This is a genomic window from Mesorhizobium sp. KR2-14, from assembly GCF_040049255.1.
Classification (GTDB): domain Bacteria; phylum Pseudomonadota; class Alphaproteobacteria; order Rhizobiales; family Rhizobiaceae; genus Pseudaminobacter.
This window is the reverse complement of record NZ_JBDZDR010000002.1, coordinates 506,448-523,498: the sequence shown is the minus strand read 5'-3', so window position 1 is coordinate 523,498 and position 17,051 is coordinate 506,448. Positions and strand designations below refer to the sequence as shown.

14 protein-coding genes and 1 tRNA gene are annotated in these 17,051 nt (G+C 65.0%); 9 read left to right on the top strand and 6 right to left on the bottom strand.

Going from position 1 to position 17,051, the window contains the following annotated elements; translation table 11 throughout:
* The first annotated feature begins 135 nt into the window (after positions 1 to 135).
* Both ABLE86_RS07040 and ABLE86_RS07035 read left to right on the top strand, forming a co-directional pair.
* Positions 136 to 480 (top strand): VOC family protein, encoded by a 345-nt coding sequence (locus ABLE86_RS07040; RefSeq protein ID WP_348778215.1) that lies wholly within the window; start codon positions 136 to 138, stop codon positions 478 to 480.
* Between the two features lie 124 nt (positions 481 to 604).
* Positions 605 to 679: transfer RNA gene (locus ABLE86_RS07035), tRNA-Gln, on the top strand.
* Between the two features lie 56 nt (positions 680 to 735).
* Here the strand turns inward: ABLE86_RS07035 and queF are convergent.
* From queF to ABLE86_RS07015, 4 genes are all read right to left on the bottom strand, one after another.
* The gene (gene queF, locus ABLE86_RS07030) at positions 736 to 1,203 is read right to left on the bottom strand and encodes a preQ(1) synthase (RefSeq protein WP_348778214.1); all 468 of its coding nucleotides are present in this window, start codon (positions 1,201 to 1,203) and stop codon (positions 736 to 738) included.
* A 189-nt stretch (positions 1,204 to 1,392) separates the two neighbouring features.
* Positions 1,393 to 4,851, bottom strand: coding sequence for a chromosome segregation protein SMC (smc, locus tag ABLE86_RS07025; protein WP_348778213.1), 3,459 nt, complete (start codon positions 4,849 to 4,851; stop codon positions 1,393 to 1,395).
* Between the two features lie 60 nt (positions 4,852 to 4,911).
* Entirely contained in the window at positions 4,912 to 5,625 is a 714-nt protein-coding gene (locus ABLE86_RS07020) for a DsbA family protein (RefSeq protein WP_348778212.1), read from the bottom strand.
* 136 nt (positions 5,626 to 5,761) lie between these two features.
* On the bottom strand, positions 5,762 to 6,268 hold the full coding sequence (locus tag ABLE86_RS07015) for a DUF721 domain-containing protein (protein WP_348778211.1): 507 nt from the start codon (positions 6,266 to 6,268) through the stop codon (positions 5,762 to 5,764).
* A 55-nt stretch (positions 6,269 to 6,323) separates the two neighbouring features.
* Here ABLE86_RS07015 and mutY point away from each other — a divergent pair, with 55 nt between their 5' ends.
* Positions 6,324 to 7,457, top strand: a complete 1,134-nt coding sequence (gene mutY, locus ABLE86_RS07010) for an A/G-specific adenine glycosylase (RefSeq protein ID WP_348778210.1) — start codon at positions 6,324 to 6,326, stop codon at positions 7,455 to 7,457.
* On the top strand, positions 7,454 to 8,065 hold the full coding sequence (locus ABLE86_RS07005) for an HAD family phosphatase (protein WP_348778209.1): 612 nt from the start codon (positions 7,454 to 7,456) through the stop codon (positions 8,063 to 8,065). Before mutY ends, ABLE86_RS07005 begins: the two co-directional genes overlap by 4 nt.
* 48 nt (positions 8,066 to 8,113) lie before the next feature.
* Here ABLE86_RS07005 and ABLE86_RS07000 read toward each other — a convergent pair whose 3' ends face one another.
* Positions 8,114 to 9,247, bottom strand: a complete 1,134-nt coding sequence (locus tag ABLE86_RS07000) for a site-specific DNA-methyltransferase (RefSeq protein WP_348778208.1) — start codon at positions 9,245 to 9,247, stop codon at positions 8,114 to 8,116.
* 197 nt (positions 9,248 to 9,444) lie between these two features.
* On the opposite strand from ABLE86_RS07000, the gene ABLE86_RS06995 reads away from it, so the two are divergent.
* Positions 9,445 to 10,134: an HAD-IA family hydrolase gene (locus ABLE86_RS06995; protein ID WP_348778207.1), complete on the top strand. Its 690-nt coding sequence runs from the start codon at positions 9,445 to 9,447 to the stop codon at positions 10,132 to 10,134.
* Between the two features lie 8 nt (positions 10,135 to 10,142).
* Here ABLE86_RS06995 and ABLE86_RS06990 read toward each other — a convergent pair whose 3' ends face one another.
* Positions 10,143 to 10,700 (bottom strand): hypothetical protein, encoded by a 558-nt coding sequence (locus ABLE86_RS06990; protein WP_348778206.1) that lies wholly within the window; start codon positions 10,698 to 10,700, stop codon positions 10,143 to 10,145.
* Positions 10,701 to 10,828: 128 nt separating this feature from the next.
* Between ABLE86_RS06990 and thrC the strand changes: the two genes are divergently transcribed.
* The 4 genes from thrC to ABLE86_RS06970 are packed head-to-tail and all read left to right on the top strand — an operon-like array spanning position 10,829 to position 17,026.
* Positions 10,829 to 12,223, top strand: coding sequence for a threonine synthase (gene thrC / locus ABLE86_RS06985; RefSeq protein ID WP_348778588.1), 1,395 nt, complete (start codon positions 10,829 to 10,831; stop codon positions 12,221 to 12,223).
* A gap of 11 nt (positions 12,224 to 12,234) precedes the next feature.
* The gene (locus ABLE86_RS06980) at positions 12,235 to 13,527 is read left to right on the top strand and encodes a pitrilysin family protein (protein ID WP_348778205.1); all 1,293 of its coding nucleotides are present in this window, start codon (positions 12,235 to 12,237) and stop codon (positions 13,525 to 13,527) included.
* Positions 13,528 to 13,538: 11 nt separating this feature from the next.
* Positions 13,539 to 14,135, top strand: coding sequence for a GNAT family protein (locus ABLE86_RS06975; protein ID WP_348778204.1), 597 nt, complete (start codon positions 13,539 to 13,541; stop codon positions 14,133 to 14,135).
* A gap of 2 nt (positions 14,136 to 14,137) precedes the next feature.
* Complete coding sequence (locus tag ABLE86_RS06970; protein ID WP_348778203.1) at positions 14,138 to 17,026, top strand: EAL domain-containing protein; 2,889 nt, start codon at positions 14,138 to 14,140, stop codon at positions 17,024 to 17,026.
* The last annotated feature ends 25 nt before the right edge of the window (positions 17,027 to 17,051 follow it).

Below are 17,051 nucleotides of genomic sequence, written 5' to 3'. Positions count from 1 at the left end.
TAAATTGCTGCGCTGCGAAAGGCAACATGTGCTTCGCCCCGATCAACTCCTACAATCGATTAAGGAAAGCTCTTGTCCAAAGGCTTGTGCGCCCCGCACAAATTGCCTAGAACATAACGAGAACACGAGGACACCATGAAACACACCGGAAAGTTGGACTATCTGGAACTGCCGGCCTCCGGAGGCACGCTGGACAGCGTCAAGGCGTTTTACGCCGCCGCCTTCTCCTGGACCTTCACCGATTACGGCCCGACCTATTCGGCCTTCGACGAGGGTCTCGAAGGCGGCTTCGATGCCGACGCGGCAGGCGCCGTCGCGAAACCGCTGCCGGTTCTATATTCGGAAAATCTGGAGGAAACGCTTGCCGCGGTGCAGGACGCCGGCGGCAACATCGTGCGGCCGATCTTTTCCTTCCCCGGCGGCCGCCGCTTCCACTTCACCGACCCGGCCGGCAACGAACTGGCGGTGTGGGGGCCATGAACCGATGGCCTCAGTTCCGGCAGGCTCACCACGCCTGCTGCGCCAAAATTTGCGGCCGCGAGATTGTGCTTTTCGATCGCACTGAATATAAGCCGCACTGACTCGACTCGAACGCGTCGACTATTGGGGCGTAGCCAAGCGGTAAGGCAGCGGTTTTTGGTACCGCCATTCCCTGGTTCGAATCCAGGCGCCCCAGCCACCTTCCTTCAAGTAAAAATCCGGGTTCCAGGCGCTGTATTCTGTGCGTCGGAGGCTTCATCCCCGCCCGCGATAGGCCGGGACGCCCTGCTCGGGGATCCAGACGTCGGCCGGCGCCGTGCCGGTCTGATAGAAGACGTCGATGGGGATCCCGCCGCGCGGATACCAGTAGCCGCCGATCCTCAGCCATTCGGGCTCCAGGCATTCGACGAGCCGCCTGCCGATCGACACGGTGCAATCCTCATGGAAGGCTCCATGGTTGCGGAAGGAAGTGAGAAACAGTTTCAGGGACTTGCTTTCAACCAGCCACTCGCGGGGAACGTAATCGATCACCAGATGCGCGAAATCGGGCTGGCCCGTCATCGGGCAGAGCGAGGTGAATTCGGGCGCGGTGAAGCGGACGCAGTAACGGGTGCCTGCCTGCGGATTGCGCACCCGCTCCAGCACGGCTTCTTCAGGGCTGGCGGGGATCGGCGTGTCTTTGCCGAGCTGCGTGAGTTCTGAGTAGACGTTGGATTGCGACAAGGGTGAGCGCCTTTCCGATAAGGCCCCCAACGCAGTCACACCGCAAGGGTTGCGATGTGCGATCTCGGTGTCCTTGTTTTGACCGGGTAGGCTGCGACCGGGGGCAGTTATGCCAAGGGCTGTCAGTTACCAGTTGGCTGCGCCGAGGTAAAGAATTTGGGACACCGAACCTCGCGCAAGGCGCGGCGCTCAGCTCGCCTCTCGCATGCGCTCGGCAGCCTGCAGGTCCACCGAAACCAGCTGGCTCACGCCCTGCTCGGCCATGGTCACGCCAAACAGGCGGTTCATGCGCGCCATGGTGATGGGGTTGTGGGTGATGATGACGAAGCGCGTCTCGGTGGTGCGCGCCATCTCGTCCATCAGGTTGCAGAAGCGCTCGACATTGTGGTCGTCGAGCGGCGCGTCCACCTCGTCCAGCACGCAGATCGGCGCCGGGTTGGTAAGAAACACCGCAAAGATCAGCGCCATGGCCGTCAATGCCTGCTCGCCGCCCGAGAGCAGCGTCATGGTCTGCGGCTTCTTGCCGGGCGGGCGGGCGAGGATTTCCAGCCCGGCCTCCAGCGGATCGTCCGATTCGATCAGTTGCAACTCCGCGGTGCCGCCGCCGAAAAGGTGGGTGAACAGCCGCTGGAACTGCACGTTCACTTTGTCAAACGCGGCCAGCAGCCGCTCGCGGCCCTCGCGGTTAAGGCTCTGGATCGCCTGGCGCAGCTTGCGGATCGCCTCGATCACGTCGTCGCGCTCCGAAACGATGGCTTCATGCCGCTCGGAAAGCTCGCGCTGCTCCTCCTCCGCGCGCAGATTGACTGCGCCCAGGCGCTCGCGTTCGATCTTGAGCCGCTCCAACCGGCGCTCCACCTCGCCCGTATCCGGCAGCGGGTCGTCGGGCTCCAGGCCGGTATGGCGAATGACCAGATGCGGCGCGGTGTTCAGCGCCTCGTGGATGCGCGCCTCGATTTCCTTGCGGCGGTCGTCGGCGGCAGTCAGCCGCTCCTCGGCGCGGCCGCGCGCCTCGCGCGCCTCCGAAAGGCCCTGGATGGCTTCGGTCGCGGCCCTGTCCAGAACCGATTGCCGGTTTTCAGCCTCCTGCAGCCGGTCGGCTGCTTCCTTGCGCTCGGCCTCGGCCTTCGAAAGCTGGGACATCAGGCTGCGCCGGCGCTCGTCGATCTCGTCGGGCGCGTCGATCAGCCTCTCGCGCTCCTCCGCCGCCTCGGCCTGCCGTTCGTGCAGCGAAGCGATGTGCACGGCCGCGTTCTCGGCGCGCAGCGTCCAGTTGCGCCGCTCGAGCGCAATCGATTCCAGCCGACGCGTGCGTGCCTCCGCCTCGCGCCTCAGTCCGTCATGCACTGCGCGGGCATCGGCGACCGCCGCGCGGTCGCGCGCAACCTGGGCCGCGGCCTGGTCGAGCCGCGACTGCAGATCGCCGAGGTCCGGCGCATCGGCCAGCATTTCCTCCGCCTCGACATAGGCGGCGGCAGCTTCCTCGTGATCAGCCTCGATGCGGGCGCGCGCATCTTCCAGCGCGGCGCGGCGGCTGGAAAGCTCGCCGGAGGCCTTCTCAGCCTTGGCCAGCGCATCGCGTGCCTGGTCGACCGCGTGCTGGGCATCGCGCCAGGCCTGGCGCGACTGGCGCTCCTCGTCGATGCGCTGGCGCACGGCGGCTTCTGCCTCGGCGAGCACCTTTTCGGCCACGCGCACTTTATCCGCAGATTCCACCGCATCGTCCTCAAGCTCTGCCAGCCGGTTTTTCTGGGCGAGCCGCAGCGCGGCGGCGGTCGGCGCATCGGCGCTTGCGGTAAAGCCGTCCCAGCGCCACAGCGCGCCGTCGCGGCTCACCAGCCGCTGTCCGGGCGCCAGCAGCGCCTGCAGGCGCGGTCCCTCGCCCGGCTCCACGATGCCGATCTGCGCCAGGCGCCGCGCAAGCTGTTTTGGCGCACGGACAACGGAGGCAAGGCTCTGCACGCCTTGCGGCAGGGCCGGGTCGCCTGCGGCCGGCTCGCTGTCGCCCCAATGCACCGGCGCTGTCGGATCGAGCGGCACGTCGAGGTCTTCGCCAAGGGCTGCACCCAGAGCGGTTTCGTAGCCGCGCTCGACGCTGATCTGCTCCAGCACGGCCGGAAAACCGTCGCTGCTTGTCGCGCTGAGGATCTTGGCGAGCGTCCGCGCCTCGGTCTCGACCTGCGCCAGTGCCGCCCGGGCCTCCTGCAGCGGCGGGCGTGCAGCGGCCTCGGAAGCGCGCGCCTCGCCGACCATGCGCTCGGCCTCGCCCGCACCCAGCTCCGCCTCTTCAAGGGCGGCCTGGGCCTCGTCGGCCAAAAGCTTCTTCTCGGCCGGGTCGGCAAGCCCGGCGATGCGCGCGGCGATCTCCGAAACCTCGCGGTCCACCTCGGCCAGCTGCCGCGCGAAGCGGTCGCGGCGTTCGGCCGTCTCGCGCAGCGCGCGCTCGAACTGGGTGCGCGAGGCGGCCGCCTCGGCGCGCTCGGCGGTCAGCTTGGAAAGCGCTGCTTCGCTCTGCTGAAGCGTCGCGGTCGCCTCCTCGAGTGCGGCGCTTGTCGCGGCCTCGCGCTCGTCGGCGCCATCGTTCTCGTCCCTCAGCGTCTCTTCTTCCTCGGCCAGCCGGCCAAGAATATCGGCATTGTCGCGGACGAGTTGCTCCTCGCGCGCAATGTCGGCGTCGAGCTGCTGCAGGCGGCGTTCGAGCTCGGCCTGGCGCGCCTTCACGCGGCCGGCCTCTTCCTCGATCTGCGTGCGTGCGATGGTCAGCCGCTGGAAGATTGCCCCGGCCGCAGCTTCCGCCTCGCGCAGTTCCGGCAGGCGATGGGCACCGATGGCCTGTTCCTTGGCCGCCGCCATCTGGGCGGCAGCGCGCTCGCCCACCAGCGAAGTGGCTGTGGCGAGTGCGGAGCGCGCCTCGCCTTCCTGCGCCTTGGCCTGCGTCCAGCGCAGGTGCAGCAGCGTTGCTTCAGCCTTTCGGATGTCGGCCGACAGGTTCTTGAAGCGCGAGGCCTGCCGCGCCTGCCGCTTCAGGCTCTCGATCTGGCTTTCGAGTTCGCCAACCACGTCGTCGAGGCGTTCGAGGTTCTGTTCCGCCGCGCGCAGGCGCAGCTCCGCCTCGTGCCGACGCGTATGCAGGCCCGAAATGCCGGCTGCCTCTTCGAGAAGCGCACGGCGCGCCTGCGGCTTGGCCTGGATCAGTTCGCCGATGCGCCCCTGCCCCACCATCGAGGGCGAGCGCGCGCCGGTCGACTGGTCGGCGAACAGGAGCTGCACGTCCTTGGCGCGGGCTTCCTTGCCGTTGATGCGGTAGATCGAACCCGCCTCGCGCTCGATGCGGCGCGACACCTGCAATTCGTCGGCGTCGTTGAAGGCGGGCGGCGCGGTGCGGTCGCTATTGTCGAGGAAAAGCGTGACTTCGGCGGTGTTGCGCGCGGGTCGGTTGCCGGAGCCGGAAAAGATCACGTCGTCCATGCCCGAGGCGCGCATGTTCTTGTATGAGCTTTCGCCCATCACCCAGCGCAGCGCCTCGACCAGATTGGATTTGCCGCAGCCGTTCGGCCCCACGATGCCGGTGAGGCCGCGTTCGATCACGAACTCACCTGGCTCGACGAATGACTTGAAACCGAGAAGCCGCAGGCGGGAAAACTTCATGGGCGCGGACCCGCGACCGCAGGCGTGCCGGAGCGCACGCGCCCCGGCATAGCCGAGCCGTCAGAGCATGCCGTCGATAATCGCCGACATTTCCTCAATAGACATCGCCCCTTTGTACATCTTGCCGTTGATGAAGAAGGACGGGGTGGAGTCGACCCCAAATTCTTCCGCCCCGCGTCGCTGTACTGCCCTGACATCGTCCAGAAGCTTCTGGTCCGTCAAGCAGGCCTCGAACGACTCCTGTGAAAAACCGGCCAGTTTGGCGATTTGAAGGAGCGCGGACTTGGCGTCCTGCACGCCGGCCCAGTTCTCCTGCTGCTTGAACAGCACCTCGACCATCGGGAAATAATTGTCCTTCGAGCAGCGGGCAAGCATGAAAGCCGCTTCCGCGCGCGGGTCGAAGGGGAATTCGCGGAAGACGAACCGCACCTTGCCGGTGTCGATATACTTCGCCTTCAGCTCCGGGAAGGTCGTGTTGGCGAAGTGCGCGCAGTGGCCACAGGTCATCGAGGCATATTCCACGATGGTCACCGGCGCGTCGGCCTTGCCTAGCACCTCGTCGGGCAGCGCGCCGGGCTGAAGCAGCTTGGCCATGTCGGCTGAGCCCTGCGGCTTCGGTGCCTCCACTGCCGGTGTGGCCGGCGCAGCGGGCGTTGCAGCTTCCTGCACGCCGGCGGCTTCGCTCGATTCGTCGCTGCAGCCGGCAAGCACCAGCACGGCTGGAACGGCAGCCAACGAGGAAATAACAGTTCTGCGCGAAATGGAACGGGTCATGCGAATCACCTGCCTGCCGTTTGAGTGTGCGATGCCGAAGCAACAAAAAGCGAGAGTTGGCACGAATTAAGGCATCCAAATCCCCAATCCAATTACCAAATTTTTTGGATTCAATCACGAATCCGAGAGAAGAATGTCAGGATTTTCTTTGTCTCGAGCCAATGATGGAGGCGCCCAGCCGTTCCAACGAGGCGCGCAGACCTTCATCCTCGATCAGGCCCACCGTTCCGGAGAGCTTTTTGCGCTCGGAATCGGTCAGTTGACGCGGGCGCGGCCTCGGCGCCGCAGAGGCGCTGGCGACAGGCTTTTGCACGATGCGCAGGCGCCCGATGGCATTGAAGCCGAGGAAGGCGTTCACGCGGCCGATGACCTCGCCCGTCTCGTGCTGCAGGTGCAGCGCGGCCAGCCCTTCGCAGGCCACAACCAGCGTCGCCGGCTCGAAAGGGTCGTCCTCGTGCATGCGGCGCGGCCACTGTATCTTTTCAGGCCGCGACTTCAGGGCGAGCCGCGGGCCCACGATCTCTTCCCAGGACTGGACCAGCCCGACTGAAATGCCGGCGCGCTTGCGCAGCACCGGATCGAGAATCTCGCTGGCGAGATCGCTGACCGGAACGGGATTGCCGAACGGCTTTTTCCCTGCCATGTGCGTTCTCCAGATAAGTTTCGCCCGGCAAGGGCAAGTAGCAATCCGGCGATCAATGGCATCACCAGTCACGTCCCGCAAGAGCATCGAGGCGGCCCGACCCACGGTCGCCTCGCGTCTCCTCGCCTGGTACGACGATAATCATCGCGAGCTGCCGTGGCGGATATCTCCGCGCGAATTCGCCGCCGGTGTGCGTCCCGATCCCTATCGCGTCTGGCTGTCGGAAATCATGCTGCAGCAGACCACCGTCGAGGCGGTAAAGCCCTATTTCCGCGCATTCCTGGAAAAATGGCCGGATGTGCACGCACTCGCCGCCGCTGAAAGCGACGAGGTGATGAAGGCCTGGGCCGGACTGGGCTACTATTCCCGTGCCCGCAACCTCAAGGCCTGCGCCGAGGCCGTCGCCCGCGACGGCGGCGCGTTTCCGGAGACCGAAGCTGGCCTGCGCGCCTTGCCCGGCATCGGCCCCTATACGGCGGCAGCGGTCGCTTCCATCGCCTTCGACCGGCCGGCGGCGGTCATGGACGGCAATGTCGAGCGCGTCATGTCGCGCCTTTACGAGATCGACACGCCCCTGCCCGACGCCAAGCCGGAGATCCGCAGCCTTCTGGAAACTCTGGTGCCGAAGGACAGGCCCGGCGATTTCGCCCAGGCGATGATGGACCTCGGCGCCACCATCTGCACCCCGCGCCGGCCGCGCTGCATGCTCTGCCCGCTGCGGGAACAATGCCGGGTTCTGGGCAATGCCGATCCTGAGCTTTATCCCGTTCGCGCGCCCAAGGCCGAAAAGCCGTCGCGGCAAGGCGCGGCCTTCGTCGCGGTACGTCCCGACGGGGCGGTCCTGCTGCGCAAGCGCCCCGAAAAAGGGCTGCTCGGCGGCATGACCGAGGTGCCGACTACGGGCTGGACCGCCCGTGTCGACGGCGAAACGTCGGCCAACGCCGCGCCCTTCCCCGCCGATTGGCGGCGGGCCGGCAGCATCAGCCACGTCTTCACCCATTTCGCGCTGGAACTTTACGTCTACCGGGCCGAGGTTTCCGGCGCGGCCGCGCCGCACGGCCATTTCTGGGCGGCGGCAGAAGGGCTGCATGGCGAGGCTCTTCCCACTGTCATGAAAAAGGCAATCGAGGCTGCCATACCCGGCGCGACCAGAAAGCCTGATTCCCACGCAACAAAGAGGCCCAAATGAGCGAGATCCGCCACATCGTCTTCGACATCGGCAAGGTGCTGCTCCACTACGATCCTGCCCTGCCGTTCAGCCGGCTGATCCCGGACGAGGCGGAGCGCCAGTGGTTCTTCGAGACGGTCTGCACCCAAGACTGGAATATCGAGCAGGATCGCGGCCGGACCTGGGAAGAAGCCGAGGCGCTGCTGATCGCACAGCACCCCGACCATGAGGAAAACATCCGCAACTTCCGTCGCCATTGGCACGAGATGGTGCCGCACGCCTATGACGACAGCGTCGCCATTATGGAAGACCTCATCAATGGCGGCCACGATGTGACCATGCTGACGAACTTCGCTGCGGACACATTCCACGAGGCCAGGCAGCGGTTCCCGTTCCTCAACCGGCCACGCGGCGTCACTGTCTCTGGCGAGATCGGCATGATCAAGCCCGACCGCAGCATCTATGACCACCACGCCGCGACATTCGGGTTGCAGCCCTCGGCCACCATCTTCATCGACGACAGCCTGCCGAATGTGGAAGGCGCAAAGGCCGCCGGCTGGCACGCGGTGCTGTTCCGGAATGCCAAAACGCTCGAGGAAGACCTCGAGCGTTTCGGGATCAGCCGGTGACTGGAGCCCGGCTCATCGGTAACTGGTGATGCGCCGGGGCGCGGCCGGTCATGCGCCGGCCCGCTCCATGCCCAGGCGCGCGATGCGCCGCAGCTCGTCGATCTGGGTCAGGCCGCCATTGCGCTCATAGTGCCAGAACGTCCAGCCGTTGCAGGCGTCCAGTCCCTGCACGGCCGCGCCGAGGCGGTGGATGGAGCCAGCCTGGTCGCCCACCGCCAGCGTGCCGTCGGCGCGCACGGTCGCGGCCCAGCGCTTTTTCGAGTCGTAAAGCACGGTTCCCGGCTTCATCATGCCGGAATCGATGAGCGACACGAAAGCCACGCGCGGCTCGGCGCGCTTGCCCGAGAGTACCGTCAGCGTGGCGCTCTCCAGCGGCTTCACCGCATCGATGCGCGCCTTCGCGGCGTCGATATATTCCTGCTCCCGCTCGATGCCGACGAAATGGCGGCCTAGGCGCTTGGCCACGGCCCCCGTAGTACCTGAGCCGAAGAAAGGATCGAGCACCACGTCGCCCGGCTTGGTCGAGGCCATCATGATGCGCGCCAGCAGCGCCTCCGGCTTCTGCGTCGGGTGCAGCTTGTCGCCATCGTCGTTCTTCAGCCGCTCCGAGCCGGTACAAATCGGGAACAGCCAGTCAGAGCGCATCTGGACGTCGTCATTGGCGGCCTTCAGCGAGTCGTAGTTGAAGGTATAGTTCTTGGAATTGGCGTCGCGCGAGGCCCAGATCAGCGTCTCATGCGCATTCTGGAAGCGGCGGCCGCGGAAGTTCGGCATCGGATTGGTCTTGCGCCACACGATGTCGTTGAGGATCCAGTAGCCCAGGTCCTGCATCGAGGCGCCGACGCGGAAAATGTTGTGATAGGAGCCGATGACCCAGATGGTGCCATTCGGCTTCAGCACGCGCCGCGCCGCCAGGAGCCAGGCGCGGGTGAAGGCGTCGTAGGCCGCGAAGCTGTCGAACTGGTCCCAGGCGTCGTCGACCGCATCCACTTTCGACTGATCCGGACGCAGCAGCTCTCCGTTCAGCTGAAGATTGTAGGGCGGATCGGCAAAAATGACGTCGACCGACTTCTCGGGCAGCTTGTTAAGCGCAGCGACGCAATCTCCCTTCAGGATCGTATCCAGCCAATCGGCTTTTTGCGGCGTGGAGGAAAGGTCGGCGGAAAGACGCACGGCGGACATTCAGACACCCGGATTACGCGTTACTGTTTACAGGTTGTTATGGTTACCGATTAGCGTAAACAATTGGTGAAGCAGGCCGCCGATTTGTCGATCGGGTGCGGCGCGAATTTGCGGATCGGGTGCTGATGGTGTATGCAGCGGCCTGAACCCGCACATGCCGTTTTGCGGCCTGCCCTCCCCGTTTTCCCCGGATAGCCATGACCCAGCCCGATCTCGTCATTTTCGATTGCGACGGCGTGCTCGTCGATTCAGAAATCATCGCCGCCCGTGTCGAGGCCGAACTTCTGACCGAGGCCGGCTTCCCGATCTCGCCTGAGGAACTGGCGGAAGTCTACGCCGGTCTTACCTTCAAGGACATCATGCTGCGCATCGAGGAGCAGTCGCAGATTCCACTGAAGGCCTCGTTGATCGACCAAGCGGAACAACTTGTCGATCGCCGCCTCGAGGCGGAAGTCCGCGCGCTGGAGGGCGCCCACCAGGCCGTCGCGGCAGTTGGCGTCCCCTATTGCATCTGCTCAAACTCGGCGATGGTGCGTCTGGAGATCACGCTGTCGAGGACCAGGCTGCTGCCGCTGTTCTCCGGTCGCATCTTCTCGGCGCTGGAAACCCCATCGAAAAAGCCGAAGCCCGCGCCGGACGTTTTCCTCCACGCAGCCAAGACGCTGAATGCCAACCCGGAGCGCACCTTCGTGATCGAGGATTCGGTCCACGGCATCGCCGGCGCGCGCGCCGCGGGCATGCGTGCCATCGGCTTCACGGGCGCCTCGCACAGCTATCCCGGCCACGCCGATGCGCTGACGGAAGCCGGTGCCGAGACCGTCATCCGCCGCTGGCAGGATTTCCACGGCGTCATCGCCGCCTTGTCGGAGTGGTCGGAAAACGCGTGACCCGGCCATTACTTCTTCTTGGCCGGCGGGCCTTCGTCGTAGCCCACAAAGACCTGCACACTCGCTTCCGTGGGGATCGGGAAGGTTACGTTAGGATCGTTGAAGACGAACTGCGCGGCCGAGCTATCCGGCATCGCAACCTGGACCGTGTGCAGCTTGGAATAGAGCAACTCATCGCCGCGCACCACGGCGACGCGGATCGGCATGTTGACGCTGCCCGGCACCCCGGCCGGTCCGGGGACCACCCTGCCGGCTGCGGCGACGTTGAGGGTGAGCATGCCGTCGGCGCGGCTGCAGCTGCGCGTCACATCGGAAATGGAAGCCTGGTAGACCAGCTTGGCCGGATCGTCCTGGCCGCCCTTGGCATAAGTGTTGAAATAGGCTGTGCCTTCACGCAGCGTCACTCGCGGGCAATAGGCCTGAAGCTCGCTGGCGAGAACCTTCGGCTGCGCCGCCGTGCTGCCGCCTTGACCGGACTGGCACCCCGCGACCGCAATCATCAGGCCCGAAACCGCAAGCCCGGCCAGAGAACGACCCTTAACCAATCGAAACTTCAGAAACGTCATATGCCGTACTTCCCTCTCGCAAAGTTGCGCGTGGTATAGCAATCGATCGGCAAAAATGCGACTGACGGCACACAGTTTTTCACCACCCAGCTTGAGTTCGGCGGCTGGACCGGAATAGACGGATGACGATGCAGTATGTCAGCACTCGCGGGGAAGCCCCTGCTCTTGGATTTTCGGACGCGGTCCTGACCGGGCTGGCGCGCGATGGCGGTCTGTACATCCCCAGCGAATGGCCCCAGTTCAGCGTGGCCGATATCCGCGCAATGCGTGGCCTTTCCTACCCCGACCTCGCCATCCGCCTGCTGACGCCCTTCCTCGGCGGCGAGATTTCGGCCCCGGCGTTCGAGCGCATCGTGCGCGAAGCCTATGCAACCTTCCGCCACGAGGCCGTCTGCCCGCTGGTGCAGACCGGCGCCAACACCTTCGTGCTGGAGCTTTTCCACGGGCCTACGCTGGCCTTCAAGGACGTGGCCATGCAGATGCTGGCCCGGCTGATGGACCATGTTCTGGCCGAGCGCGGCCAGCGTGCAACCATCACCGCCGCCACCTCGGGCGATACCGGTGGTGCTGCCATCGACGCCTTTGCCGGGCGCGACCGCACCGACATGTTCGTGCTGTTCCCGCATGGCCGCGTCTCGCCGGTGCAGCAGCGCCAGATGACGACCCACACCGCGGGCAACGTCCACGCCTTGGCCATCGAAGGCAATTTCGACGATTGCCAGGGCCTGGTGAAGGACATGTTCAACGACCACGCCTTCCGCGACCGCGTCGCGCTGTCGGGCGTGAACTCCATCAACTGGGCCCGCATCATGGCCCAGATCGTCTACTACTTCTCCTCGGCGATTTCGCTCGGGGCGCCGGACAGGCCGGTCTCCTTCACCGTGCCGACGGGCAATTTCGGCGACATCTTCGCCGGCTATGCCGCCAAGCGCATGGGCCTGCCGATCGAGCGGCTCGTCATCGCCACCAATGACAACGACATCCTCGCCCGCACGCTTGCGACGGGCGAATACCGCACCGCCGGCGTGACCGTGACCACCTCGCCCTCCATGGACATTCAGGTCTCGTCGAATTTCGAGCGTCTGCTGTTCGAGGCTTCCGGCCGTGACGCCGGGGAGGTGCGGCGCTACATGGCGGGCCTGAAGCAGTCCGGCGCATTCTCGATCGATGCGCCGACGCTTGCAGCCATCCGCGGAGAGTTCGATGCCGGCCGCTCGGACATGGCCGAAACCGCCGCCACCATTCGCGAGACGCTGGACACGAGTTCCTATCTGCTCGACCCTCACACCGCCACCGCCATGCATGTCGCCCGCCGGCATGCCGGCGACACGCCGATGGTCGTGCTCGCCACCGCCCATCCGGCCAAGTTCCCCGACGCCGTGCGGGAAGCCAGCGGCATCACGCCGGCGCTACCCGCCTGGCTTGGGGGGTTGATGGAAAAGGAGGAAAAGTACACGATACTATCCTCCGACCTGAAAATGGTGGAAGATTACATTGGTCGCCACGCGCGGGCGGCGCTCTAGGGAGTATCTTTATGGGTGTTGAGGTAAGCCGTCTGTCGAACGGCCTGACGGTAGCCACCGAGACCCTTCCAAGTATCGAATCCGTCGCAATGGGTGTTTGGGTCAAGTCCGGAGCCCGAAACGAGCGCGACGACGAGCATGGGATGGCCCACCTTCTTGAACACATGGCGTTCAAGGGGACCAACAAGCGAAGCGCCTTCCAGATCGCTTCGGAGATCGAGAATGTCGGCGGCGAAATCAATGCCGCCACCAGCGTTGAAACGACGTCCTTCTACGCCCGCGTGCTCGCCGACGACGTGCCGCTCGGCCTCGATCTCCTTGCCGACATCCTGACGGAATCGAAGTTCGATCCCGACGAACTGGAGCGCGAGCAGCACGTCATCCTGCAGGAGATCGGCGCCGCCCACGACACGCCGGACGATGTCGTGTTCGATCATTTCACCGAGACGGCCTTCCGCCACCAGACCATCGGCCGCTCCATCCTCGGGACGCCCGAGACGGTAAAGTCCTTCACCTCGAAGCAGCTTCACGCCTTCATGGAGCGCCAATACGGCGCCGAGCAGATGGTGGTCGTTGCCGCCGGCGACGTGAAGCACGACGTCTTCGTGCGCGATGTCGAAAGGCGGCTCGGCAGCTTCCGTTCCAAGGCCGATGGCATCGTGCCGCAATTCGCCAATTACGTCGGCGGCGATTACCGCGAACATCGCGACCTGATGGACGCCCAGATCGTGCTCGGCTTCGAAGGCCGCGCCTATCATGTTCGCGACTTCTACGCCTCGCAGGTACTATCCATGATCCTCGGCGGAGGCATGTCGTCCCGCCTGTTCCAGGAAGTTCGCGAAAAGCGCGGCCTTTGCTATTCGGTCTATGCCTTCCACTGGGGCTTTTCGGACACCGGCATCTTCGGCGTCCATGCCGCCACCGGGCAGACAGACATCGCCCGCCTGGTTCCGGTCATCATCCAGGAACTCGAACGCGCCAGCGAAAGCATTTCCCAGGAAGAGCTCGACAGGGCGCGCGCGCAATATCGCGCCGGCCTCATCATGTCGGCCGAAAGCGCTTCCAGCCGGGCTTCGCAGATCGCGCGGCAGATTTTGCTGTTCGGCCGCCCCATCGCCAAGGAAGAGCTGATGGAACGACTGGGCGCGCTCACCGTCGACCGGTTGACCGACCTGTCGGGGCGTCTCTTCTCGACCAAGCCAACGGTTACCGCCGTCGGCCCCATCGGCACGCTTCCGCACTACGAGGCGATTAGCGACGCACTTCCCAAATCCGCCGGCAGCATTCAGAAGCTGGCCGGGTAACGCCGGAAGCCATGTTCGCGCTCCCCTTTCTCCGCCGAGACATGCCGGCGCTGAAGGGCGAGCGCGTGCACCTTCGCATGCCGCAGCCCGGCGATTACCGCGAATGGGCGGCTCTGCGGGCGGAAAGCCGCGCCTTCCTGGAGCCTTGGGAGCCGCTATGGTCGCCTGACGAGCTCGGGCGCTCGGCCTGGCGCCAGCGGCTCAGCCGCTACCGCGAGGACTATGCCAACGGCAGCGCCAGCGCCTTTTTCATCTTCGACAATGCCTCGGGCAAGCTGATCGGCGGCATCACGCTTGGAAACGTCCGTCGCGGCGTCTCGCAAAGCGGCCAGATTGGCTACTGGATCGGCGAACGCTTCGCCGGCAGGGGGCTCATGCTGGACGCGTTGCTGCTGGTCGTCGACTTCGGCTTCGAAACGCTGAGGTTGCACAGGATCGAAGCCGCCTGTATTCCCGGCAACAAGCGCTCGATCCGCGTGCTTGAAAAAGCCGGATTTCAGCGTGAAGGACTGTTGCGCTCCTTTCTCAGAATCAACGGAAAGTGGCAGGATCACTACCTCTACGCCTTGATCGCGGGCGATCGGCGTGGTGTCACGACAAAGGGCTGATTTTGACAAACTCTCTGCGGATCGGACGCCTGTTGGCCATATTTCTCGCGGCATTCGCGGTCTTCTGGACGGCATCCTCCGCCTTCGCCATAGAGCCGATCAAGATCGCCCGTGACGACATTGCGCTGGACCTTTCGGGCGCTGTGGAAATCTATCGGAATCAGGGCGAGAATTTTCAGGTCTCCACCGCGCCGGGCCCCGACGGCATCGTCCGCCGCATCGAGGTGGAAGCCAACGACACCCGCTCCGGCGGCGACTGGGCGGTCTTTGCTCTCGCCAACACCACCGAACAGCAGCTCGACAGGCTGATCGTGGCGCCGCACTTTCGCCTTGTGAACTCCGGCCTGTTCTGGCCCGATCTCGGCTCCAGCCGCATCGTGGCCATCACCCCCAGTGAAGGCTTCTCGCTGGATCGCCAGCCAAGCCCAGACGCCGATGTGTTCCTGGTCACCCTGAACCCCGGCGCGGTCGTCACCTTCATCGCCGAGCTGTCCTCGCCCAAGCTGCCGCAGGTCTACCTGTGGGACCCGGTATCCTACAAGGACTCGGTCAACTCCTACACGCTGTTTCGCGGCATCATCATCGGCATCGCCGGGCTGCTGGCGCTGTTCCTCACCATTCTCTTCGTGGTCAAGGGCACGTCGATGTTCCCGGCCACTGCCGCACTGTCATGGGCGGTTCTTGCCTATATCTGCGTCGACTTCGGCTTCCTCAACAAGATCATGTCCATATCTCCCGGCAGCGAGCAGATATGGCGCGCCGGTACCGAAGTCAGCCTGGCCGCGACGCTGGTTGTGTTCCTCTTCGCCTATCTCAACCTCAACCGCTGGCACGGGCATTTCAGCTACGGCGCCCTGGCGTGGATCCTCGGGCTCGTGCTGATCGCCGGCGTGGCCGTCGTGGACCCGGCCGTGGCATCGGGCGTCGCGCGCCTGTCTTTTGCCGCCACCGCGATAAGCGGCATCGGCCTCATCGTGCTTCTGGGCATTCGCGGCTACGACCGCGCCATCATGCTGATCCCCAGCTGGGTCATGGTGCTGATCTGGCTTTGCGGCTCATGGATGGCGGTCACCGGGCTTCTGGACAACGACGTGGTGCAACCGGCGCTGGGCGGTGGCCTGATCCTCATCATCCTGCTCATAGGCTTCACCGTCATGCAGCACGCTTTTGCCGGCGGCGCGCTGCACCAGGGCCTGTTCAGCGACCTGGAGCGCCAGGCACTGGCCGTGGCGGGCTCCGGCGATATCGTGTGGGATTGGGACGTGCTGCGCGACCGCGTGGTGACGCGGCCCGACGTCAGCCTGCAGCTCGGCCTGCCCTCCAACACGCTCGGCGGCCCGGCCCGCAACTGGCTGCCTGTGCTCCACAGCGACGACCGCGACACCTTCCGCACCACGCTCGACGTAGTGCTGGAGCATCGGCGCGGGCGCGTGGCTCAGAATTTCCGCCTGCGCGGCGCCGACGGCCATTATCACTGGTTTGCGCTGCGGGCCCGGCCCGTGGTCGGCTCGGATGGCGAGGTCATTCGCTGCGTCGGTACCCTGCTCGACATCACCGAGCAGAAGAAGGCCGAGGAAAGGCTGCTGCACGACGCCGTGCACGACAATCTCACCGGCCTGCCCAATCGCGAGCTGTTCATGAACCGGCTCGAAGCGGTTCTGTCGATCGCCAAGACCGAGGACAACATCCGCCCGACGGTCTTCGTCATCGACATCGACCGCTTCAAGCACGTCAACGACGGTCTCGGCATCTCCGCCGGCGACACCATCCTGCTCACGATTGCACGGCGGCTGCACCGTCTGCTCAAGCCCAAGGATTCGCTGTCGCGCTTCGCCGGCGATCAGTTCGCGCTGATGCTGTTGTCGGAACAGGACCCGGCGCGGATCGCCGCCGTGGCCGATGCCATCAAGCAGGCGATCGGCTCGCCGATCACCTTCGCCAAGCGCGAGATCGTCCTCACCGCTTCCGTCGGCCTGATCACCTGGACGCCGGCGCAGGCATCCGCCGACGACATGGTCAAGGACGCCGAGCTTGCCATGCTCCAGGCCAAGCGTTTCGGCGGCGACCGCATCGAACCCTTCCGCCCCGCCTTCCGCTCGGTCGGCACCGACAGGCTGCAGCTCGAATCGGACCTGCGCCGCGCTGTCGAGCGCAAGGAATTCACCCTCGCCTATCAGCCGATCGTCCGGCTGGAAGACCGCAGCGTCGCCGGGTTCGAGGCATTGCTGCGCTGGGAGCATCCGCGCCGCGGCATGATCCCGCCTGCCGATTTCATTCCGGTGGCCGAAAGTTGCGGGCTCATCGTCCAGCTCGGTCTGTTCGCCATGGAGCGTGCCGCCGAGGACCTCGCCTACTGGCAGAAGCAGATAGGCGACGCGCCGCTGTCGGTCTCGGTCAACCTGTCCAGCCGCCAGCTCATCCGCCGCGATCTTGTCAGCGACGTGCGCTCCGTCATCGCCCGCGCCAATCTGAAAGCGCGCTGCTTCCGGCTGGAATTGACCGAATCACTGGTCATGGACAATCCGGAGCAGAGCGCGCATGTGCTCAACAAATTGAAGCAGCTCGGCATCGGCCTGTCGCTCGATGATTTCGGCACCGGCTACTCGTCGCTGTCCTATCTGACGCGCTTCCCCTTCGACACCATCAAGATCGACAAGAGCTTCCTCGACGATTCGTCGCCCAAGCGCGACGTGCTCCTGAGATCGATGGTCAACATGGCCCACGAGCTGGGCATGTCGGTGGTGGCCGAGGGCATATCGGACGAAAGCGACGCCCTGCAGCTCAGGCAGATGGGCTGCGAATATGTGCAGAGCTTCATGTTCGGCACGCCGATCAACGGCGACGCCGTGCTCAAGCTTCTGAAGGAGCAATACCCGCTGGCTCAGACCTGACCGGGCGCGTAGCGCCGGCCTGGTT